General features: G+C 72.9%; 21 protein-coding genes. 4 read left to right on the top strand and 17 right to left on the bottom strand.

The window, feature by feature from the left end:
• Nucleotides 1–146: 146 nt before the first annotated feature.
• The 8 genes from tsaE to ACLJPL_RS18300 form a co-directional block, all read right to left on the bottom strand.
• Nucleotides 147–713 carry a tRNA (adenosine(37)-N6)-threonylcarbamoyltransferase complex ATPase subunit type 1 TsaE gene (gene tsaE / locus ACLJPL_RS18335; protein WP_411081892.1) on the bottom strand — a complete coding sequence of 189 codons (567 nt, stop codon included), beginning with the start codon at nucleotides 711–713 and terminating at the stop codon, nucleotides 147–149.
• Nucleotides 679–1,929 carry an alpha/beta fold hydrolase gene (locus tag ACLJPL_RS18330; RefSeq protein WP_411081891.1) on the bottom strand — a complete coding sequence of 417 codons (1,251 nt, stop codon included), beginning with the start codon at nucleotides 1,927–1,929 and terminating at the stop codon, nucleotides 679–681. Before ACLJPL_RS18330 ends, tsaE begins: the two co-directional genes overlap by 35 nt.
• Nucleotides 1,926–3,107, bottom strand: a complete 1,182-nt coding sequence (gene alr / locus ACLJPL_RS18325) for an alanine racemase (protein ID WP_411081890.1) — start codon at nucleotides 3,105–3,107, stop codon at nucleotides 1,926–1,928. Before alr ends, ACLJPL_RS18330 begins: the two co-directional genes overlap by 4 nt.
• Before the next feature lie 60 nt (nucleotides 3,108–3,167).
• On the bottom strand, nucleotides 3,168–3,554 hold the full coding sequence (locus ACLJPL_RS18320; protein ID WP_411081889.1) for a DUF488 domain-containing protein: 387 nt from the start codon (nucleotides 3,552–3,554) through the stop codon (nucleotides 3,168–3,170).
• Nucleotides 3,555–3,597: 43 nt separating this feature from the next.
• On the bottom strand, nucleotides 3,598–5,046 hold the full coding sequence (locus tag ACLJPL_RS18315; protein ID WP_411081888.1) for an NAD(P)H-hydrate dehydratase: 1,449 nt from the start codon (nucleotides 5,044–5,046) through the stop codon (nucleotides 3,598–3,600).
• Between the two features lie 195 nt (nucleotides 5,047–5,241).
• Complete coding sequence (locus ACLJPL_RS18310; protein WP_411081887.1) at nucleotides 5,242–5,610, bottom strand: holo-ACP synthase; 369 nt, start codon at nucleotides 5,608–5,610, stop codon at nucleotides 5,242–5,244.
• A gap of 43 nt (nucleotides 5,611–5,653) precedes the next feature.
• Complete coding sequence (glmS, locus tag ACLJPL_RS18305; RefSeq protein WP_411081886.1) at nucleotides 5,654–7,501, bottom strand: glutamine--fructose-6-phosphate transaminase (isomerizing); 1,848 nt, start codon at nucleotides 7,499–7,501, stop codon at nucleotides 5,654–5,656.
• A 189-nt stretch (nucleotides 7,502–7,690) separates the two neighbouring features.
• Nucleotides 7,691–9,055: a M14 family metallopeptidase gene (locus tag ACLJPL_RS18300; protein WP_411081885.1), complete on the bottom strand. Its 1,365-nt coding sequence runs from the start codon at nucleotides 9,053–9,055 to the stop codon at nucleotides 7,691–7,693.
• A 283-nt stretch (nucleotides 9,056–9,338) separates the two neighbouring features.
• Between ACLJPL_RS18300 and ACLJPL_RS18295 the strand changes: the two genes are divergently transcribed.
• Nucleotides 9,339–9,788 carry a DUF5707 domain-containing protein gene (locus tag ACLJPL_RS18295; protein WP_411081884.1) on the top strand — a complete coding sequence of 150 codons (450 nt, stop codon included), beginning with the start codon at nucleotides 9,339–9,341 and terminating at the stop codon, nucleotides 9,786–9,788.
• A gap of 245 nt (nucleotides 9,789–10,033) precedes the next feature.
• Here the strand turns inward: ACLJPL_RS18295 and ACLJPL_RS18290 are convergent, their stop codons facing one another.
• From ACLJPL_RS18290 to ACLJPL_RS18270, 5 genes are all read right to left on the bottom strand, one after another.
• Nucleotides 10,034–11,299: an RNA polymerase sigma factor gene (locus ACLJPL_RS18290; RefSeq protein WP_411081883.1), complete on the bottom strand. Its 1,266-nt coding sequence runs from the start codon at nucleotides 11,297–11,299 to the stop codon at nucleotides 10,034–10,036.
• A gap of 5 nt (nucleotides 11,300–11,304) precedes the next feature.
• Entirely contained in the window at nucleotides 11,305–11,655 is a 351-nt protein-coding gene (locus tag ACLJPL_RS18285) for a YciI family protein (protein ID WP_015610760.1), read from the bottom strand.
• A gap of 172 nt (nucleotides 11,656–11,827) precedes the next feature.
• Complete coding sequence (locus tag ACLJPL_RS18280; protein ID WP_411081882.1) at nucleotides 11,828–12,436, bottom strand: phosphotransferase-like protein; 609 nt, start codon at nucleotides 12,434–12,436, stop codon at nucleotides 11,828–11,830.
• A gap of 164 nt (nucleotides 12,437–12,600) precedes the next feature.
• Nucleotides 12,601–13,317 carry a hypothetical protein gene (locus ACLJPL_RS18275; protein WP_411081881.1) on the bottom strand — a complete coding sequence of 239 codons (717 nt, stop codon included), beginning with the start codon at nucleotides 13,315–13,317 and terminating at the stop codon, nucleotides 12,601–12,603.
• A complete protein-coding gene (locus ACLJPL_RS18270) occupies nucleotides 13,310–13,828 on the bottom strand; it encodes a SigE family RNA polymerase sigma factor (protein WP_411081880.1) in 519 nt (172 codons plus the stop codon). The genes ACLJPL_RS18275 and ACLJPL_RS18270 overlap by 8 nt, the downstream gene beginning before the upstream one ends.
• A 260-nt stretch (nucleotides 13,829–14,088) precedes the next feature.
• On the opposite strand from ACLJPL_RS18270, the gene coaA reads away from it, so the two are divergent.
• Nucleotides 14,089–15,084 carry a type I pantothenate kinase gene (coaA, locus tag ACLJPL_RS18265; protein WP_411081879.1) on the top strand — a complete coding sequence of 332 codons (996 nt, stop codon included), beginning with the start codon at nucleotides 14,089–14,091 and terminating at the stop codon, nucleotides 15,082–15,084.
• Nucleotides 15,085–15,111: 27 nt separating this feature from the next.
• Nucleotides 15,112–16,077 carry a DUF389 domain-containing protein gene (locus tag ACLJPL_RS18260; protein ID WP_411081878.1) on the top strand — a complete coding sequence of 322 codons (966 nt, stop codon included), beginning with the start codon at nucleotides 15,112–15,114 and terminating at the stop codon, nucleotides 16,075–16,077.
• Between the two features lie 145 nt (nucleotides 16,078–16,222).
• Here ACLJPL_RS18260 and ACLJPL_RS18255 read toward each other — a convergent pair whose 3' ends face one another.
• Nucleotides 16,223–17,821 (bottom strand): MFS transporter, encoded by a 1,599-nt coding sequence (locus ACLJPL_RS18255; protein ID WP_411081877.1) that lies wholly within the window; start codon nucleotides 17,819–17,821, stop codon nucleotides 16,223–16,225.
• Nucleotides 17,822–17,865: 44 nt separating this feature from the next.
• On the bottom strand, nucleotides 17,866–18,492 hold the full coding sequence (locus ACLJPL_RS18250; protein ID WP_411081876.1) for an NADPH-dependent FMN reductase: 627 nt from the start codon (nucleotides 18,490–18,492) through the stop codon (nucleotides 17,866–17,868).
• Nucleotides 18,493–18,586: 94 nt separating this feature from the next.
• On the opposite strand from ACLJPL_RS18250, the gene ACLJPL_RS18245 reads away from it, so the two are divergent.
• Entirely contained in the window at nucleotides 18,587–19,273 is a 687-nt protein-coding gene (locus ACLJPL_RS18245; RefSeq protein WP_411081875.1) for a TetR/AcrR family transcriptional regulator, read from the top strand.
• 264 nt (nucleotides 19,274–19,537) lie between these two features.
• Here ACLJPL_RS18245 and glmM read toward each other — a convergent pair whose 3' ends face one another.
• Nucleotides 19,538–20,896, bottom strand: a complete 1,359-nt coding sequence (gene glmM, locus ACLJPL_RS18240; RefSeq protein WP_411081874.1) for a phosphoglucosamine mutase — start codon at nucleotides 20,894–20,896, stop codon at nucleotides 19,538–19,540.
• Nucleotides 20,897–21,141: 245 nt separating this feature from the next.
• Nucleotides 21,142–21,678, bottom strand: a complete 537-nt coding sequence (gene rpsI, locus ACLJPL_RS18235; protein ID WP_411081873.1) for a 30S ribosomal protein S9 — start codon at nucleotides 21,676–21,678, stop codon at nucleotides 21,142–21,144.
• Between the last annotated feature and the right edge of the window lie 6 nt (nucleotides 21,679–21,684).

Raw genomic sequence — 21,684 nt, 5'->3', positions numbered from 1 at the left:
GTGGTTAGGTATACCTAACCAGGTCTCGTACCCATGTGACCACGACCACCGTCCCGTGCGCAACAATTTACCGACAGCCCGTCGGGAAAGCGACCTTCCCGCGACGTCCCGGTCCACGCCGGCGGCTCTCCGCGCGAGACCCCGGCCTACGCCAGCTCCTCCCGCAGCCCCGCCCAGCGCGCCCCGATGCCCACCAGGGTCACCTTGCGCCGCTCGTCGTCCGTGTGGCCGGTCGCGCGGTCGATGAGCACCCGGAGCCGGTCCTCGGAGAGCTCCTCCACCTTCCCGTCGCCCCACTCCACGACCACCACCGACTCCGGCAGCGACACGTCCAGGTCCAGGTCCTCCATCTCGTCGAGCCCGCCGCCCAGGCGGTACGCGTCGACGTGGACCAGCGCCGGGCCCCCGACCAGCGAGGGGTGAACGCGGGCGATGACGAAGGTGGGCGAGGTGACCGCGCCGCGCACGCCCAGGCCCTCGCCGAGGCCCCGGGTCAGCGTCGTCTTCCCCGCGCCCAGCTCGCCCGTGAGCATGACCAGGTCGCTGGGGCCCAGGACGCGGGCGAGGCGGCGGCCCAGGTCCCGCATCTGTTCGGGTGACTCGACGGCGAGCGTCACGGTGACGGCCCCGGGCACGCCCGCGGCTTCGGGTACGGCCTCGCGGACGGCCGTCTCGGGGCTATCGGCGGCCGGGCCGCTCTGCGGTGCTTCCATGCTCGCCAACGTTAGCGGCCGGCACCGCACCGCTGCGTACGAGCAGGTCGGCCAGCCGGTCGGTGACCGTCTCCGGGTGCTCCAGCATCACCAGGTGCCCGGCGTCCGGTACGAGGATCAGCTCGGCCTCCGGCAGCACGTCCGCGATGGCCTCGCTGTGCGAGCTGGGGGTGACCAGGTCCTTCTCCCCGGCCAGGATCAGCACCGGCACGTCCCGGAACGCGGGCAGCGCCCCGCTCTTGTCGTGCTCGGTGAAGGCCGGGTAGAACTCGGCGACCACGTCGATCGGGGTCGACTCGATCAGCCGCTCCGCGAACCGGGCGACCGCCGGGTCCACGTCCCGCGAGCTGAACGAGTACCGCTTGATCAGCCCGGCGAACAGGTCGGCGGTGGCCCTGCGCCCCTTCTCCACCAGCTCCGCCTGCGTCCCCAGCGCCCGCAGCACCCCCGGCAGCACCCGGCGCACCGCCCGCACGCCCGCCACCGGCAGCCCGAAGTTCACCTCGCCGAGCTTGCCGCTGGAGGTGCCGACGAACGCGACGGCGGCGACCCGGTCGCGGATGAGAGCCGGGTACTGGTCGGCCAGCGCCATCATCGTCATGCCGCCCATGGAGTGGCCGACGAGCACGATCGGCCCCTCGGGGGCCGCCGCGTCGACGACGGCCTTCAGGTCCCGGCCCAGCTGGTCGATGCCGAGGGCCACCCCGTCCCGCTGGGACCGGCCGCGCTCGGAGCGGCCGTGGCTGCGCTGGTCCCAGTAGACGGCCCGTACGAGGCCGCGCAGGGCCGCGCGCTGGAAGTGCCAGGAGTCCTGGCCGAGGCAGTAGCCGTGGCTGAAGACGACGGTCACGGGGGCGGGGGCCTTGCGCCCGAACAGCCGGCGGCGGCGGTTGCCGTCCGATGCGGCCCCCTCCGACGGCTGTACGGGCTCCACCTCGTCGACCTCGTAGTACAGCTCGGTCCCGTCGTCGGCGACCGCGCGCCCCGGCGTCCCGCGCAGCGAGCCGTAGGGCCCGGTCGCGTCCAGCGCCAGACGGGCCTTCTTGCGCATGCCGCGCCCCACGGTGAGCCGCTCGACGGCGACCCCGGCCGCCGCACCGGCGGCGAGCACTCCTATCGCGGCCCCGGCCACGCCCGCCCGCCGCCAGCCGGCCGCCGTCGTGGCGGCTGCCGCCATGACGTCCCCCGCCGCCGCCCCCGCGCTGCTCTCGCTCACCGTGCCGCGCCCCCGCTCGGATCGGCCGGGCCCGCCGGACCCGCCGTCTCGTTCACGTACACCCTCGGTACCCGGGTTCCGATCCGGGTGACGATCTCGTACCCGATCGTGCCGGCGGCCACCGCCCAGTCCTCCACGGTCGGCTCGCCCCGGTCGCCGGGACCGAAGAGCACGGCCTCCGCGCCCGGTTCGGGCCGGTCGCCGCCGAGGTCGACGACGAACTGGTCCATGGCGACGCGGCCCGCCACCGTCCGCACCTTGCCGCCGACCAGCACCGGGCCCCGGCCCGACGCGTGGCGCGGGACGCCGTCCGCGTAGCCGACCGGGATCAGGCCGAGGGTCGTCCCGGCGGGGGTGGCGTAGTGGTGGCCGTAGCTGACGCCGTGGCCGGCGGGGACGTCCTTGACCAGGGCGACGGAGGCGGTGAGCGTCATCACCGGGCGGAGCCCCAGCTCGGCGGGGGCGCCCAGTTCCGGGGCGGGCGAGACGCCGTACATCGCGATGCCGGTCCGTACGAGGTCGAAGTGCGCCTCCGGGATGGTCAGCGTGGCCGGGGAGTTGGCCAGGTGGCGCACCTCGGGCTCGACGCCCTCCTTCTCGGCGTACGCGACCATGTCCCGGAACGCGGCCAGTTGGGGGGCGATCGAGGGGTGGCCGGGCTCGTCGGCGCAGGCGAAGTGGGACCAGAGGCCGGTGATCCGGATGTGGCCGGCCTGTTCGGCGGCGCGGGCCTCGGAGACGAGTTCGGGCCAGTCGGCGGGCTGGCAGCCGCCCCGGCCGAGGCCGGTGTCGGCCTTGAGCTGGACGCGGGCCGGGCGGTCGGCTCCGGCGGCGACGATCTCGCGCAGGGCCCACAGGGCGCTGACCGACACGTCGATGCCGGCCTCGATCGCCTCGCGCCAGGGGCCGCCCGGCGTCCAGAGCCAGCACATGATCCGGCCCTCCAGCCCGGCGGCCCGCAGGGCCAGGGCCTCCTGCGGGGTGGCGGTGCCGAGCCAGGTCGCCCCGGCCTCGCGCGCGGCCCGGGCGCAGGGCACGGCCCCGTGCCCGTACCCGTCCGACTTCACCACGGCCATGAGCTGTGCCCCGGCCGCACGCCCGCGCAGGGCGCGCACATTGGCGCGCAGCGCGGCGAGGTCGATCTCGGCACGGGCTCTCAGGGACGCTGTCTCGTTCATCGCGTTCAGTGTCTCAGAGGCATCCGCCGCCTCTGAGGTACCGCACGCCGTTATCCATGCCTATGTACGTTTCATCACATGCGCGAGGTGGTCGACCAGGACCGGCACATGACTGTCGGCCACGTCCTTGACGGCGGTGATCAGCGTGACGGGGCCGTCCTCGCGCGCCAGCCCCACGAGCCGGTCGACGGCCTCGGTGTGGGCCGGGTCCTCCAGCTCGGTGCGGTAGCGCTCGACGAACGCGTCGTGCCGGGTCCCGGAGCGGTCCTGGTGGTACCAGGAGCGCAGCTCGTCGGAGGGAGTGACCTCCTTCAGCCACACGTCGATCGCGGCGCGCTCCTTGGAGACGCCCCGGGGCCAGAGCCGGTCGACCAGGACGCGAGTGCCGTCGCCGTCCTCGGGCGGGTCGTAGACCCTGCGTACGCGTACGGGTTCGCTGCCGCTCACCGTGGGGCCGCCCTTCTGCCGGGGCTTCCACCATGGCCCCGCGTCAGCCGGCCCGCACGTCCCGCCACGCCGCCGGGATGCCGTCCGCGACGTCCTGCGCGGAGAGCGGGGCCCCGCCCGCGCCGTGCCGGGCGGCGAGCCCGTGCAGGTACGCGCCCACGGACGCGGCGTCGCGGGGGGCGAGCCCGGCCGCGAGCAGCGAGCCGGTCAGCCCGGACAGCACGTCGCCGCTGCCCGCCGTGGCGAGCCATCCGGTCCCGGTCGGGTTGACCCGTACGGGGGTGTCCCGGGCCTCCGCCACCAGGGTCGTGGAGCCCTTGAGGAGCACGGTGGCGCGGTAGCGGGCGGCCAGTTCCCGGACGGCGGCGAGCCGCCCGGCCTCCACCTCCTCGCGCGCCACGCCCAGCAGGGCCGCGGCCTCCCCGGCGTGCGGGGTCAGGACGGTGGCGCAGCTCCGGGTCCGTACGGTCTCCGCGTCCAGCAGCCGCAGCCCGTCCGCGTCGACCAGTACGGGGACGTCGGCGGCCAGCACGTCCGCGACCGCCTCCTCCGCCTCCCGCCCGTCCCCGATGCCCGGCCCGACCACCCACGCCTGCACGCGCCCGGCCTTCGACGGCGGCCCGGCGTGCACCAGCGCCTCCGGGAAGCGGGCGATCACCGCGTCCGCGCCGGACCCGGTGTACCGCACGGCCCCGGCCCCGCCGCGCAGCGCGCCCGCGACCGCGAGGACCGCCGCGCCCGGGTAGCGGTCGGACCCGGCGACGACGCCGACGACCCCGCGCCGGTACTTGTCGCTCGCCGCCCCCGGCACCGGCAGCAGCGCCGCCACGTCCGCGTACTGGAGCGCCTCCAGGTCCGGCGGCTCCGGCAGCTCCGGGCCGAGGCCGATGTCCACCAGCCGCAGGGCGCCCGCGTGTTCGGCGGCCGGGTCGATCAGGAGGCCCGGCTTGTACGTGCCGAAGGTGACCGTCGCGTCCGCCCGGACCGCCTCGCCGTGCACCTCCCCGCTGTCGGCCTCGACCCCGCTGGGCAGGTCGACGGCGATGACGGGGGTACGGTCCCGGGTCACCGCCCGCACCAGCGCGGTGGCGTCCTCGCGCAGCCCGCCGCGCCCGCCGATGCCGGTGATGCCGTCGACGACGAGGTCGAGCGCGCCGAGCCCCTCGGGTCCTTCGGCCACCTGTCCCCCGGCGGCCAGGAACGCGGCGAGCCCGCCCTCGTGGGCCCGGTCCGGCGAGATGAGGAGGGCCCGTACGCCCGCGCCCCGGCGGGCCAGGCGTGCGCCGGCGTACAGGGCGTCGCCGCCGTTGTCGCCGCTGCCGACCAGGAGCAGGACCCGGGACCCGTACACCCGGCCGTTGCGCCGCAGCAGATCGCCGCAGGCCACGGCGAGGCCGGCGGCGGCGCGCCGCATCAGGGCGCCCTCCGGCAGCCGCTTCTGGAGGGCGGCCTCCGCGGCCCGTACGGTCTCCACGCTGTAGGCACGTCGCATGGGTTCAACCCTCCGCGATCAGTCGCATGGGTTCAACCCTCCGCGATCACGGGGGCGAACGCCACCCCCGCATCCGCACCCAGACGCCCCCGGCCGTCACCCCGCCGCGATCACCACCAGGCCCGGGCGGCTCGCCCTTTCCGCGATCAGCGCGGCCGAACCCACCCCCGTACCAGCGCCGATGGCCTGGGCGGCTCACCCCTCCGCGATCACCACGGCCGAAGCCACCCCGGCGTCATGGCTGAGCGAGACGTGCCAGCCGCGCACGCCCAGTTCCGCCGCCCGGGCGGCGACCGTGCCGCGCACCCTCAGCCGGGGCTGTCCGCTCTCCTCGACCCAGACCTCCGCGTCGCTCCAGAGCAGCCCGCCCGGCGCTCCGAGCGCCTTCGCCAGGGCCTCCTTCGCGGCGAACCGGGCGGCGAGCGAGGCGACCCCGCGCCGCTCGCCGCCGGGCAGCGTCAGCTCACTCGCCACGAAGAGCCGTTCGGCCAACTGGGGCGTACGCTCCAGCGCCGCGCCGAACCGCTCGATCTCGGCCACATCGATCCCGACCCCAATGATCACGAACCCACCCTCGTCGACCCGGGCGTTCCCCGGGTCACTCCACTCACTCCACGGTCACGGACTTCGCCAGGTTGCGCGGCTGGTCCACTTCGTTGCCGCGGGCCGTCGCCAGCTCGCAGGCGAACACCTGGAGCGGCACGGTGGCGACCAGCGGCTGAAGCAGCGTAGGCGTTGCGGGGACGGTGATGAGGTGGTCGGCGTACGGGACGACGGCCTCGTCGCCCTCCTCGGCGACGACGACGGTGAGCGCGCCTCGGGCCCGGATCTCCTGGATGTTCGACACGATCTTGTCGTGCAGCACGGAACGCCCGCGCGGTGACGGCACGATGACGACGACCGGGAGCCCTTCCTCGATGAGCGCGATCGGCCCGTGCTTGAGCTCCCCGGCGGCGAACCCCTCCGCGTGCATATAGGCGAGTTCCTTGAGCTTGAGCGCGCCTTCGAGGGCGACCGGGTAGCCGACGTGCCGCCCGAGGAAGAGCACGGTGTCGTGGTGGGCGAGGGAGCGGGCCAGTGCGCGGACGGGCTCCATGGTCGCCAGGACGCGGTCGACCTCGCCGGAGATCGCGGAGAGCTGGCGCACCACCGTACGGATCTCGTCGCCCCACTTGGTGCCCCGCAACTGGCCGAGGTACAGGGCCACGAGGTAGCAGGCGACGAGCTGGGTGAGGAACGCCTTGGTGGAGGCGACGGCGACCTCGGGCCCGGCGTGCGTGTAGAGGACGGCGTCGGACTCGCGCGGGATCGTCGAACCGTTCGTGTTGCAGATGGCCAGCACCTTCGCGCCCTGCTCGCGGGCGTGCCGGAGCGCCATCAGGGTGTCCATGGTCTCGCCGGACTGGGAGATGGCGACGACCAGGGTGCGCTGGTCCAGGATCGGGTCGCGGTAGCGGAACTCGCTGGCGAGCTCGGTCTCACAGGGCAGCCGGGTCCAGTGCTCGATGGCGTACTTGGCGATCATCCCGGCGTGGAACGCGGTCCCGCAGGCGACGATGACGACCTTGTCGACCTCGCGGAGCTCGGCGTCCTGGAGGCGCACCTCGTCGAGGCGGAGCGCGCCCTCGCCGTCGATCCGGCCGAGGAGGGTGTCGGCGACGGCCTGCGGCTGGTCGGCGATCTCCTTGAGCATGAAGGAGGCGTAGCCGCCCTTCTCGGCGGCGGAGGCGTCCCAGTCGACGTGGTACTCGCGCACCTCGGCGGCCTCCCCGTCGAACCCGGTGACGGTGACGCCCTCGCGGCTCAGCTCGACGACCTGGTCCTGGCCCAGCTCGACGGCGGAGCGGGTGTGCGCGATGAAGGCGGCGACGTCGGAGGCGAGGAACCACTCGTCGTCCCCCACCCCCACCACGAGCGGCGAGTTGCGCCGGGCCCCGACCACCACGTCCGGCTGGTCCGCGTGCACGGCGACCAGGGTGAACGCCCCCTCCAGCCGCCGGCACACCTGCCGCATGGCGTCCGCGAGGTCCCCGCCCGCCGAGAACGCCTCGGCCAGCAGATGCGCGACGACCTCGGTGTCCGTCTCCGACCCCAGGGCGTGCCCGCGCCCGGTCAGCTCGCGCCGCAGGGCCGCGAAGTTCTCGATGATCCCGTTGTGCACGACGGCGACCCGGCCCGCGTTGTCCAGGTGGGGGTGGGCGTTCGCATCGGTGGGCGCGCCGTGCGTCGCCCACCGCGTGTGCCCGATCCCGGTCCGTCCGACCGGCAGCGGCCGGTCCCCGAGCTCCTTCTCCAGATTGACGAGCTTGCCCGCCTTCTTCGCGGCGGCGAGCCCGCCGTCCGCGAGAACGGCGACGCCCGCCGAGTCGTAGCCCCGGTATTCGAGGCGCTTGAGTCCTGCGACGACGACGTCCTGCGCCGACTGCCGACCGACATAACCCACGATTCCGCACATAGCGGCACCATAAGGCCGGAAGCGCCTCGCGGCAGGAAGGCCGACGACACACGATCCCTCGCGGATGCCCACCTGCGACGGGAGGCCGGCCGAACATGTCGGAGCAGCGGATCGACCACGCCGAGCACCCACCCACGCGCAGGGGGTGGGTGGGTGGGTGCTCGGCGTGCCGTCACCGGTCGCCCGTCACTAGCAGTACTGCGCCTCCTTGCCGATCGACCGGTACATGCAGTCCGCGTTCTCGATCAGTTGCAGCACCGCGTCACGGTTGCGGGAGGTCTCGCGCTCGATGACCTCGTCGGGCGGGTAGAAGCCGCCGCCCGAGGCCGAACGCGGGTACATCTCGAAGGTGTAGCCGAAGATCCTCTGCGAGCCCCACAGCCAGTCGTCGATGGACCCGTCCGTGATGTAGAGGTCACTGGACTGCTCGGCGGTGTACCCGTTGCTCGCCGCCATCTTGCGGCCCACCGCGGCGAACGCGTTGCGGTCGTCGGCCGTCATGCCGGGGGCGGTGTCGTTGTACGTGTAGCCGAACGGCCAGAGCACCAGCTCGCTGTACGTGTGGAAGTCGATGGCCGCCGTGATCTGCTGCTTCCCGCCGACCACCCGGCTGCGCACGAAGTCCGCCACGACCTTCGTCTCGGGTGCGGACTCGGCGGCCCTGCCGCGGTACGTCTCCGAGGACGTGCTGGAGGAGGAACCGCCGCAGCAGCCCCACTTGTAGGCCCAGTTGCGGTTGAGGTCGGTGCCCACGGCGGTGGAGCCGGAGTTGGGCTGGCGGTTCTTGCGCCAGCTGCGGTACGAGCCGGTGGCGATGTCGTACTCGCCGCCGTCCGGGTTCATGTCCGGCACGATCCACAGCTCGCGGCTGTTGACCGCCTGGGTGATCCGGGAGTCGCTCCCGTAACCGGCGGCGAGCTCGCGGAGCAGGTAGAGCGACATCTCGACGGTCAGGTGCTCGCGGGCGTGCTGGTGGGCGGTGAACAGGACCTCGGGCTCGGCCTCGTCGGTTCCCACGTTGTCGCTGACCTTGATCGCGACGATGTCCCGGCCCTGGTAGGTCTTGCCGATGACGCGCTTGCTCATGATCGAGGGGTTGGCGGCGATGCGGGCGTCGATCGCCGCGGTCATCTCGGCGTAGTTGTGGTAGCGGGAGTCGGCCGGCGGGAAGTCGAGGGCGGCCACGCCGTCCGCCCCGTGGGCATGGGCGTCGGGCGCGGGCAGCGCCTCCAGGACATGGCCCTTGGCCCGGAGCTTCCTGGCCTGGGCGGCGTCCGCGGTGATCACGATGCCGTGGTCGTGCACCTCGTCGATCGAGACGCCCGTGCGGGCGATCTCGGTGCGGGCGGCGGGGGTGGTGCGCCCGGTGATCTCGTACTGGAGGGTCCGCTCGTCCGCGGCGACGGCCGCGTTCGGGGCGGAGGGCTCGGCGGTGGCGACGGCGGTCGCCGGGGCGGCGAGGCCGAGGGCGAGCAGGATGGCGATGGCGGCGTTCCGCCTCGTCCTGGCCGGCCGGGTTCTCGGCCGGGATGTCCGTGCGTTGACGAGTCGCATGCTGGCAGTCTCCTGAGTCCGTCGGGGTGGGGGGTGGAGCTGTGCGACGGGCACAGGATCGTGCTATGTCATGACCGGGTCAAGGTGAAGATTTCGGCCAGGGAGCCGATGGCCGAAACTGACAGGTACTCAGAAGCACTACTCAGCAAGGGGGATGAGTACTGCTACTCACGTCACAGGAGTACCTGCTGTCCCACCATGAACACAGCGCCACGATCACCCGTTCGAATGGTCACGGCGTACCGACCCAACAGTTGATTTGACCCATCACTGAGGAGTTCCCATGTCCAAGCGTGCCGTCGTCGTCTCAGCACTCACCGGTGTCGCTCTGCTGGGAGGAACCGGCGCCTACGCCGCCGACGCCGCGAAGGTTCCGAACCCCGCCCCGAGGGTGACGAAGACCTCCAACGCCTACATCGCCCCGACCGCGAGCAAGTCCGGTTCGCTGACCTTCACCGCCCGCGTGACGGACGACTCGGGCATCCGGGGCCTGAGGGTCCTCGCCTACCCCGACAGCCGGAAGCCGCGCCCGACCATCAAGGAACTGATCAAGGCGGACGCGGCCGGCTGCAAGGTGAAGAGCGCCAAGGTATCCGACTGCAAGTACAAGCGCACGATCACCCGCGCGCAGGCCGTGAAGGCCCCCGGGACGTGGCGCATAGCGGTTCTGGTCGTCGCGAAGGACGGCGGCAAGACGTTCCTGCCGAGCGTGTCCACGTTCAAGGTCAAGTGAAGCGGTAGGCACGGCGAGCGCTGAGCCGGTTTGAGGAGGGGCATCGGGCCGGTCCGATGCCCCTTCTCCGCGCTCGCGGCCCTCGCGCCTCTCCTCTGCGCTCGCGGGCCCCGCGCCCCTTCTCCACACTCGCGGGCCCCGCGCCTCTCCTCCGCGCTCGCGGCCCCCGAGCCTCGCACTCCCGGCTTCCCTTTCCCGTACGTACGTCAGTTCCGCCGGCTCCCCTCCCCGCGCCCCGGCTTCCCTTACCCCCGCCCCAGCTTCCGGCGCAGCGCGGCCCGCTCCGGCTCGCTGCCCGCCAGCTCCAGCGCCTCCCGGTACGCCGCGTCGGCCTCCCCGCCGCGCCCCAGCCGGCTCAGCAGATCCCCCCGCGCCACCGCGTACGGCTGGTACGCCCGCAGCCGGGGCTCCCCGCCCAACGCGTCGAGCAGCGCGAGCCCCGCCCCGGGCCCGTCGCGCATGGCCACCGCCACGGCGCGGTTCACCGCCACCACGGGGGACGGCGTCAGGGTGAGGAGCACGTCGTACAGGGCCACGATCTGCGCCCAGTCCGTCCCCTCCACGTCCGCCGCCTCGTCGTGCAGGGCGGCGATGGCGGCCTGCACCCCGTAGGGCCCGGCCGGTCCGCCGGTCAGCGCCCGGACCACCAGGCCGCGCCCCTCCTCGATCATCACCCGGTCCCAGAGCCCCCGGTCCTGGTCCTCCAGGAGCACCGGCTCCCCCTCAGGACCGGTCCGCGCCCCGCGCCGGGCGTGGACGAGGAGCAGCAGGGCGAGGAGCCCGGCGCTCTCGCGCTCGGCGGGCAGCAGGCGGCGCAGGATCCGGGCCAGGCGGATCGCCTCCTCGGCCAGGGCCGGCCGCTGGAGACGGGGGCCGGCGCTGGCCGCGTACCCCTCGGTGAAGACCGAGTAGAGGACCTGGAGCACCCCGGGCAGCCGCTCGGGCAGCTCGTCGGGGCCGGGCACCCGGAACGGGATCCGGGCCTCGCGGATCTTCCTCTTGGCCCGCACGATGCGCTGGGCCATCGTCGCGGTCGGCACGAGGAAGGCCCGCGCCACCTCGGGGGTGGTGAGCCCGGCGAGGCAGCGCAGAGTCAGCGCCGTACGGTCCTCGGCGGCGAGGGCGGGATGGGCGCAGGTGAAGAACAACCGCAACCGATCGTCGGGCAGTTCACCCCCGCCGGACGCCTCCGCGGCCGGTGCCGCCTCGGCCCGTTCCGCGTCGGCCTGAAGGACCGCGAGCCGGGCCGCGTACGCCTGGTCCCGCCGCAGCCGGTCCACGGCCTTGCGCCGCGCGGTCGTCAGCAGCCAGGCCCCGGGCCGGGCGGGAACGCCCTCGGCGGGCCAGTGCAGGAGGGCCGCCTCGATCGCCTCGGACGTCACCTCCTCGGCCAGGTCGAGATCCCCGAACCGGCGTACGAGGGAGGCCAGCAACAACCCGCGCTCCTCCCGGAACACGGCCTCGACGGCCTCGACGGCGGCCTGGCCCTCCTCCGGCCCCTCCCCCGCCACCGGTCTCAGCCCCCGAAGTCCGCGACGGGCCGGACGACGACCGAGCCGCCGTCCCGCGCGCCCGGACAGCGGGCGGCCCAGTCGAGGGCGGTGTCGAGATCCGGCACGTCGATGACCAGGAACCCGCCCAACAGCTCCCGCGTCTCCGCGAACGGCCCGTCCGTCACGGTCCGCTCCCCGGCCGGCGAGACCCGCACGGTGGTGGCGGTCACCAGATCGGCCAGCGACTCCCCGGAGACGAGGATCCCGGCGTCGCGCACGTCCTTGTCGTAGGCCATCCAGTCCTCGACGGTGCACTGGGGCGCACCGCCCTGCTCGTCGACGGCCCCGCTGTGGATCAGCAGCATGTACTTCATGGTCCGACTCCTGTCGCCGTGTGTCCGGTCGTGTCGTGTCCTGTCGTGCCCGCCGTGCGGGACGCCTTACACGATGACGACGAACGGGACCGGGCCCGATCGACACGCCGCCCGAAGTTTTCTTCCGCGCCGGTCCAGAAGTCTTCCTCCGCGCCGGTCCATCAGACAGGCCCTACCGCAGTCGTCGCCGGAGCGTCTCGAAGGCGGTGGGGCGCGGCAGGTGCGGCAGCGTCTCGCGTATCCGCAGGGCGCACTCCCTCGGGCTGTCGGTACTCGTGTCCACGTCGACATCGTGCAGCCCGTGGGAGTGCACGTGGTCGTACTGCAGGGCGGCCAGGCCGCGCTGACGGTCCCCGCGCTCGATCTCACGGCGCTCCAGCTCCGGGAGCGGACAACGCACCCCGACCAGGACGGTGTCCTCGGGGACCAGTTGGTCGAGGAGGTCGAGCAGCCGCCACCGTCGACTGAGCGGGTAGTCGACGACGAGGTTGTTTCCGGCGGCGGCCATGCCCGCGACGGCGCGGTGGAAGCCCTTGGCGGTGCGGTCGATCTCGGCCTGGAGGTCCTCTTCGGCTATCTCGCCCTTGCAGCGCATCGCGTGGAAGGCGTCCACCGGCATGTGGAACCAGGTGCCGTCCAGGAGGTCGAGGAGTTCGCCCGCGATGCTGCTCTTGCCGGAACTGGAGGTGCCGTTGAGCAGGATGACCGTGCCGTTGGATCCGGTGTCGGGGATGTCCGCGTGAGCCGGGTCCGCCGTGTCCGGGATTTGCGTGTCCGCCATGGTGTCCTTCCGCCCGATGCCCGATGCCCGCCGCCTTGAGCCGGGCGTCGCTCCCATGATCGTAAACTCGTTGACCAGTCGACCCGTTGACCCGTCAGGCGGCCGGGGCGGGTTCAGGGACCACTGCCCCTGAACCCTCCGGCCGCCGGCCCCGGCCCCACGGGTCAGTCCACCGTCTTCACCGGCCGCTGCTGCGTCTCCGTCACCGAGACCCACGCCCCCCAGGACTCCACGGTGACGGCCAACCGGGCCGACGTGTGCCGGGACACCCCGGCGTACGCACCGTCCGCCTTCCCCTTGGCCCTCTTCACCCCGCAGTTGACGATCGTCGCGTCCAGTTCGCCCATGGCCTTGACGGCCGCGGCCCGGGTTGTGTACTCAGCGATGCGGTGCCGGGCGCGTGCGCCGTCCTTGCCCGTGTACACGCGGGTGAACAGCTGCTCGGGATCTTCGGCGCCGTCGAACCACCCCTCGCACGCACCGTCCAGCCCCACCTGGTGCAGGGCGTCCTCATCCAGCTCGTCCGTCGTCGAGTCGACGCTCCTCCAGCGCAGGGCCTCGTACCCGGGCAGCTCCGAGGGCTCCAGGATCTGCACCACGCCGCCGGAGAGGTACGGGTTCGGGCCCTGGGGGGCCGCCTCCGTACGGTCCACCCGCGGGCTCGGGCTCTGGGTGGCCACGTCCGTACGGCCCGTCCCCTTCTCCTGCAGCGGGACCTGGTCCGTCCACACGCCGAAGCCGAGCGCCCCGACTGCCACGACCGCCACCGCGGCCACGGTCGTCCGCCGGCGGGCCCCGCGGCGCTCGCCGCGTGCGCGGATCGCCGCGGCCGGGGCGAGCCGCACGGGGGCGTCGGTGAGCAGTTCCTCGATGTCAGCCATACCGGACCATCTCCTCGTCGTACGTGTCTATGTGCGCGAGCCGCTCGCCCAGCAGCTTCCGGGCGCGGCTGAGCCGGGTCCGTACCGCGCCACTGGTGCAGCCCGTCTCGCGGGCCACCTCCTCCACCGGCAGGTCGAGCAGGTGGTGCAGCACCACGGCCTGCCGCTGGTCCGGGCTCAGCTCGCGCAGGGCCGCCACCAGTGCGGCCCGGTCGCCCGAGCGTCCGGACGGGCCCGGGTCGTCCGGGGAGGGCCCGTGGCGCAGTTGGGCGCGGAGCCGGTTGCGGGTGCGGCGCCAGGCGCTCACCGCCAGCCGGGACGCGACGGTCCGCACCCACGGGAGCGGGTTGCCCTCGCGGGTCAGCCGGTCCCAGCGCTGCCAGGCACGTGCGTACGCCTCCTGGACCGCGTCCTCGGCCTCCGCCAGGTCGCCGGTCATCGCGTACACCGTGGCGACCAGGCGTCTGGCCGTCGCGGTGTAGAAGGCGTCGAAGTCAGCTTCCGTCGTCATCCGTTCTCCCCCGTTCCGGATTCCCGTGATGCCCCCTCCGGGGGCCCGGGTCGTGGCCGTGCCGGCCGGTGCCCGGTTCGTGTGTTGGTGCTCTCCACCGCTTCATGTCAAAGACACGCCTGAACGGCCCGCGATGTTACAAGCGCGGTCCCGCCCCGCACCCGAACGCTCCGCCCGCCTCGCCCCGCCGGGCGGGCCCCGTTCGCCCACGTGACCGACCCCACCCCCCACTCCGTTAAAACTCCCGCAACAATGAACGGGTGATCACCTCGCCCGCACGGAGCCCCCAGCGTCGCACCGAGCCTGCGGCGACCCCTTACGTCGACCTCTCACGCGACGAGTGGAGCGCCCTGCGGGACAAGACCCCGTTGCCGCTGACCGCCGAGGAGGTGGAGCGGCTGCGCGGGCTCGGGGACGTGATCGACCTCGACGAGGTGCGGGACGTCTATCTGCCGCTCTCCCGGCTGCTCAACCTGTACGTCCAGGCCACCTCGAGCCTGCGCGGCGCGCTGAACACCTTCCTCGGGGACGCCGGGAACGGGCACGGGGAACAGCGCGGCACCCCGTTCGTCATAGGGGTCGCGGGCAGTGTCGCGGTCGGGAAGTCCACCAGCGCCCGTATCCTCCAGGCGCTGCTGGCCCGCTGGCCCGAGCACCCGCGCGTCGAGCTGGTGACGACGGACGGGTTCCTGCTGCCGATGAAGGAGCTCCGGGCGCGCGGGCTGACGTCCCGCAAGGGATTCCCGGAGTCGTACGACCGGCGCGCCCTGACCCGGTTCGTCGCGGACATCAAGGCGGGCAAGGACGAGGTGACCGCCCCCGTCTACTCGCACCTGATCTACGACATCGTCCCCGGCGAGCGGCTCACCGTGCGCCGCCCCGACATCCTGATCGTCGAGGGGCTCAACGTCCTCCAGCCCGCGCTGCCCGGCAAGGACGGCCGTACGCGGGTCGGGCTCGCCGACTACTTCGACTTCAGCGTGTACGTGGACGCGCGCGCCGAGGACATCGAGACCTGGTACCTCAGCCGCTTCCGCAAGCTGCGCGACACGGCGTTCCAGGACCCGTCCTCGTACTTCCGCAAGTACACCCAGGTCTCCGAGGAGGAGGCGCTGGACTACGCGCGCACCATGTGGCGGACCATCAACAAGCCGAATCTGCTGGAGAACGTGGCTCCGACGCGCGGCCGTGCCACTCTGGTCCTCCGCAAGGGACCGGACCACAAGGTCCAGAGGCTGTCCCTGCGCAAGCTCTGACCGCTCAGCCCCGGGAGGGCCGGCCGCGTGCTGCACCTGCGTCTGATCGTGCCCGCCGACGTCACCGACGAGGTCGTCGCCCTTCTGGAGTCGACCATCGGCACCGCCCACCTGGTCGTCCTGCCCGGCGCCGCCCGCTCCCCGGCCGGGGACGTGGTGATGTGCGACGTGGCGCGGGAGGCCGGTGACCAGCTGATCGAGGAGCTGCGGCGGCTCGGCATCGACAGGTCGGGGGCGATCAGCATCGAGCACCTGGACCTCACGCTCTCCTCCCGCGCCGACACGGCCGAGCGCGAGGCCCCGGGCGACGGCGCGGACGCCGTGCTGTGGGAGGAGCTGAAGGAGACCACGCACGAGGACTCGACGTTCTCCATCACCTACGTCTCCTTCCTCGCCCTCGCCACCATGCTCGCCGCCTGCGGGGTGATGCTCGACAACGCGGTGCTGATCGTGGGCGCGATGGCGCTCGGTCCGGAGTTCGGCCCGCTCGCCGGGATCTCCACGGCCTTCGTGCAGCGCGCGCCCCGGCTGGTGGCGCGCTCGCTGTGGGCGCTGATCGGCGGCTTCGTGCTGGCGATGGTCATCACGGCGGGGTTCGCCTGGCTGATGGACGCCCTCGGGCTCTTCCAGCGGTCGATGATCGAGGCGGAGCGGCCGATCACCGGGTTCATCTGGCAGCCGGACTGGATGTCGTTCGTCGTGGCGTTCCTGGCGGGCGTCGCCGGGACGCTCTCCCTCACCTCGGCCAAGTCCGGGGCCCTGATCGGGGTGGCGATCTCCGTGACCACGGTCCCGGCCGCCGCCAACGCGGCCGTCGCGTTCAGCTACCGCGACTACCAGCAGACCATCGGCTCCGGACAGCAGCTGCTCGCCAACCTCGGCGGGATCGTCCTCGCCGGCACGCTGACGCTGCTGGTCCAGAAGGCCCTGTGGAAGTTCCGGCACGCCCGAAAGCCCCCGGCGAGCACGCCGGGGGCATCGGTGGGGGTGTGACCGCCCCCGCACGGCCGTATCCGTCCGCGCGGGTCGTCCGTGCGAGTCGTCTGCGCGGGTCGTCCGTGCGGGTCGTCTGCGCGGGTCGTCCGTGCGGGTCGTCTGCGCGAGTGTGTGAGTCATCCGTGCGAGTCATCCGCGCGAGTCATCCGTCAGCGGGACGAGCCCCGGGGCGAGAGCCGGGACGGGCGGGTACGGCACGTGCCGGGCGGGGGCGGCGCGTACCCGCCGGACCGGTGCGGCAACCGGTGGTCCGTACGAGCAGACCGGCGGCAACGGCTGCGAGCGCGCCCAGAGCGGCCAGCCCGAGCAGGGCGACGCGCCAGGCATCGGTGAGGTGGCCGGCGAGGTGGCCGGCGAGCGTGTCCGCGCCGGTCGTGGGGATGTTTCCGGTGGCCACGCGCCCGGCCAGGTCCGGCTCACCGAGGGAGAGGGTGAGCAGGCCGATCAGGGCCGCGCCGAAGAGGGCGAGGACGAGGGCATTGGCTCCGCTGCGGACGGTGTTGAGCATGCCGGCGGCCATGCCCGCCCGGTCGGTGTCGACCTGGTTCATGGCCTGGGCGTCGATGACGCCCGCGGCCAGGCCCACGCCGATGCCGACGGTCAGCAGCGGCCCGACGAGCGTCGCGATGCCGACGTCGGGATGGAGCACGCTCAGCCATCCGTTGCCGGCGGAGAGCACCAGCAGGGCCGTGGCGATGAGGACGGCGGGGCCGACGCCGCGGTTGACCAGCCGGGCGGCGAGGGTGGGCAGAAGCATCATGGGCACGGTGGGCAGCAGCATGATCAATCCGGTGGTGCTCGCGGTGTGGCCGACCGGCGATTGCAGATAGCTGGGCAGGAAGGCGAGCACCCCGCCGTAGCCGAAGGCCGTGGCGGTCGCGGCCAGCAGCCACCCCATGAACCTGCGATGCCGCAGCAGCGCGAGGTCCAGGACCGGGTTGACCGCACGGTGCTCCACCGGGACCAGTGCGACCAGTCCCACGACACCCGCGCCCCCGGCAGCCAGCACGAGTGGATCGGTCCAGCCCCGGGAGGGCCCCTGGGAGACGGCGAGCATGAGACCGGCCAGGCCCACCGCCAGCAGCGAGGCCCCGGCGACGTCGACGCGCGGCCGGGTGGTGGCGCGGGACTCGCGCATCGTGAGGGTGCCGGTCAACAGGACCAGTCCGGCGACGGTGAAGATCCCGAAGCCCGTCCGCCACCCGAGGGCGTCGACCATCCAGCCCGCCGCCGATGGCCCCAGCGCCAGGCCGAGGCCCGCGGTGGCTCCCATGGCGGCGAAGGCCCGGGTGCGGGCGGGTCCGGTGAAGGTCGCGGCCACGAGCGCTCCACCGGAGGCCATGACTCCGGCCGCGCCGAGGCCGGTGAGCACCCGGGCCGCCAGCAGGACCTCGACGGTCGGCGCGAGGGCCGCGGCGAGGCTGCCCGCGGCGTACACGAGTGCGCCGATACGGTAGACGCGGCGTCGCCCGAGCACGTCGGCCAGGGACCCCGCCACGAGCATGAGCGCCGAGGCGGTCAGGAAGTACCCGGTGACCACCCACTGGGCGGCCGCGCCGCCGGCGCCCAGGTCGGCGCCGATGCGCGGAACGGCCACACCGGCACCGGACATGGACATCGGCAGCGCGAGGAACCCGGCGAGGATCACCAGCAGGGTGCCCCGCGTCGACGGGGAGGGTCTGCCCGCCGGACCGGGATCGCCCGTGCCTCGGCTCCGAGGATCGCCCGGTGTCACGTGCATGGGAGTCAGCCCCTCTCGTGGTGGCGTCAGTTCTCCGGCCGTCGTCAGCCCTGGGCCGCCGTCAGTTCTTCGGCCGCCCGGGCGCGGACCGGAGCCAGCGCGCGGCTCCATACCGTGACCTGGTCCAGCAGCGCCGCCAGGTCGTCGAGGTGGCGCTCGTCCGGTGCGAAGACTCCGGTGACCGTGGGGTCGGTCATGTCGATGTCGGTGTAGTCGAAGTCGGTGAAGCTGTTCAGGGCCACCTGGGCGGCCACATCGGCGAGCTTGAGCTCGGCGGCGATCTGGCGGAGCTGCTCGACGGCGCGCACACCCCCGTTGACCCCGTAGCTGACGAACCCGACCGCCTTGTGATTCCACTCGGAGTACAGGTAGTCGATGGCGTTCTTCAACGGGCCGGGGACGCCGTGGTTGTACTCCGGCGTCACGAATACGTAGCCGTCGAAGCCGGCGATCGCCTGCGACCAGCGCTTGGTGTGCTCGTGGGCGTAGATGCCCCAGGCGGCCGGGGCCGGTTCGTCGAGGACCGGCAGCGCGAAGTCGGCCAGGTCGACCAGCTCGACCTCCACTCCCTCCGGGGCGGCCTTCCGGGCGCTGGTCAGGACCCAGTCGGCCACGGCCTCGGCCCTGCGGTGGGTGCGGGTACTGCCGGTGACGATCGCGAGACGCGTCATGACGTTCTCCTCGTGCGAGATGTAAAGTACAACGCAGACTTTACCTGTTATCGTCGAGAGTGCAACACATTCGTTCGAGAGGTAAGGAGTCATCGTGAGCCCAGAGGCAGAGACGCCCGGGCGGTCGGCCGGGGGCGGTGGGCCGGCCCGGCGACTGCGACCGGCCAAGCACGAGGCGATCATGACCGGCGGCCGTGAGGTCTTCGCCCGCGACGGATACGCGCGCGCCAGCATCGACGCCATCGCCACGGCCTCGGAAACCTCTACGCGCACGATCTACAAGCACTTCGCGGACAAGCGCGCGCTGTTCACCACCGTGATCGTCGACTCCGCCACGCAAGTCGCCGAGGCGGAGATCGCCCTGATCGGACGTCACCTCTCAACCGCTGCGAACGCGGGAGAAGTCGAGCCCCTCCTGCGTGCGTTCGCCACCGACTGGCTCGACGACTCGGGAGACTGGCTGGCCGGCATGGCGCACTCGGCGGCGCACCGGGCGCTGATCGGTCAGGTCCAGGCCGAGGCCGCCCATCTCGGCACCGAGGTCATCACCCAGTGGTGGCAGGCCGGCCCGGGACGGGTCCGTGCGGAGCTGGCCGCCGTCTTTCGCCGGTGGGCCGATACGGGGCTGCTGCTCATTCCCGACGCCGACCGCGCCGCGGTCCACTTCTCCCGCCTCGCCTCGGCCACCCCCGGCCCGCCGGCTTCGGCCGTCGGCGCGGACGAGCGCGCCGCCTGGATCGCCGAGGGGGTCGCGGTGTTCGTCCGCGGACACCGGCCCTGACCGGCAGGCCCGCACCGGACGACGCCCGGGGGGAGGACCTGGCCCGACCGGAGACAGGCCGTACCGGCCCGGAAACCGAAGCGCTCCCAGGTCATCGCCGATGACCTGGGAGCACGCCGTACGCGTACGGCTCGGGTGCCCTCGTCCGCGTACGCGTCAGGCACCCTCGTACGCGTACGACTCAGACACTCCCGTACGCGTACGGCTCAGGCGCCCTCATCCACATACGGCTCAGGCACTCCCCTACGCGTACGGCTCCGCGGCTCAGCCCAGCGCGGACTTCACCACATCGGCCAGCCGGCCCGCGACCGCTCGCGCCTGCTCGATGTCGGCGGCCTCGACCATGACCCGTACCAGCGGCTCCGTACCCGACTGGCGCAGCAGTACGCGACCGGTCGAGCCGAGTTCGCGCTCCGCCTCGGACACGGCGGTGGCCAGCTCGGAGGAGGTGTCGACCCGGGACTTGTCGACATCGCGGACGTTGATGAGGACCTGCGGCAGCCGCCGCATCACCCCGGCCAGCTCCGCGAGGCCCCGGCCGGTGGCGGCGACCCGGGCCGCCAGCATCAGACCGGTCAGCGTGCCGTCGCCGGTCGTGGCGTGGTCCAGGACGATGACGTGGCCGGACTGCTCGCCGCCGAGCGCGAAACCCTCGGCCTTCATCGACTCCAGGACGTAACGGTCGCCGACCGCCGTCTGGACGAGCTGAATGCCCTCGCGCTCCATGGCGATCTTGAAGCCGAGGTTCGACATCACCGTGCCGACGACGGTGTCCTTGCGCAGCTGCCCGGCCTCCTTCATGGCGAGGGCCAGTACGGCGAGGATCTGGTCGCCGTCGACCTCCTCGCCCGCCGCGTCCACGGCGAGGCAGCGGTCGGCGTCGCCGTCGTGGGCGATGCCGAGGTCCGCGCCGTGCTCGACGACGGCGGCGCGCAGCAGCTCCAGGTGGGTGGAGCCGCAGCCGTCGTTGATGTTCAGGCCGTCCGGGTCGGCCCCGATGGTGACCACCTCGGCGCCCGCCCGCGCGAACGCCTCGGGCGAGACCCGGGCGGCCGCGCCGTGCGCCTCGTCCAGGACGACCTTCAGCCCGTCGAGCCGGTTGGGGAGGACGCCGATGAGGTGGGCGACGTACCGGTCGAAGCCCTCCGTGTAGTCGGTGACCCGCCCGACGCCCGCGCCGGTCGGCCGGCTCCAGGGCTCGCCGCTGCGGTGCTGCTCGTAGACCGTCTCGATCCGGTCCTCCAGCTCGTCGGCGAGCTTGTGGCCGCCGCGCGCGAAGAACTTGATGCCGTTGTCCGGCATGGCGTTGTGGCTGGCGGAGAGCATCACGCCGATGTCCGCGCCGAGCGCGCCGGTGAGGTACGCCACCGCGGGCGTCGGCAGCACGCCGACCCGCAGGACGTTCACGCCCGCGCTGGCCAGACCGGCCACGACGGCGGCCTCCAGGAACTCTCCGGACGCCCGGGGGTCGCGGCCGACCAGGGCGGTCGGGCGATGGCCCTCGAAGGTGCCCGCCTCGGCGAGTACGTGCGCCGCCGCGACCGAGAGCCCGAGCGCCAGCTCAGCCGTCAGATCCGCGTTGGCGACACCGCGCACTCCGTCCGTGCCGAAGAGTCGTCCCACTGGTGTCCTCCGAGGTGCTCCGAAACCACAAAAAACCAAATCAAAGCGAAACTAAACAACCACAACTACGAAAATAGCGAAACGACTGAGGGGTGCGGCAGCAACGCCGACCGTCGACCCGTGCGTCCCGTGCGGGCCGATGAACGTCTCATGCCGTTATACGCCTGCGGGGCCCGATAAACGAACGCCCCAGCAGCACGGAGTGTGCCGCCGGGGCGTTCGTGTAATGCGGACGAGCAGGCGATTTAGCGCTTGCTGTACTGCGGGGCCTTACGGGCCTTCTTCAGACCGGCCTTCTTGCGCTCGACCGCACGGTCGTCGCGGGAGAGGAAGCCGGCCTTCTTCAGCGTGGCGCGGTTGTTGTCCACGTCCGCCTCGTTCAGCGCGCGGGCCACGCCGAGGCGCAGGGCGCCGGCCTGACCGGAGACGCCGCCACCCGAGATACGGGCGACCACGTCGTAGCGGCCGTCGAGCTCGAGCACCTTGAAGGGCTCGTTGACTTCCTGCTGGTGCACCTTGTTGGGGAAGTAGTCCTCAAGGGTGCGACCGTTGATCTTCCACTTGCCGGTGCCCGGAACGATCCGGACGCGGGCGATGGCGTTCTTGCGCCGGCCGAGGCCGGCCGCGGGCTGCGGGTCGCCGAAGCGGCCCGCGAGCGACTCGGAGGTGTACTCACCCTCGACGGGGACCTCCGACTCGAAGGTGGTCACCTCGGCGAAGGTCTCTTCGCCCTCGGTGCCCGCCGTGTCGTCGGCGGTCGTCTCAACAGTGGTCTCGGCCACGATTCT

Source organism: Streptomyces sp. cmx-18-6, assembly GCF_046548915.1.
Classification (GTDB): domain Bacteria; phylum Actinomycetota; class Actinomycetes; order Streptomycetales; family Streptomycetaceae; genus Streptomyces.
This window is presented reverse-complemented; position numbering and strand designations above follow the sequence as displayed.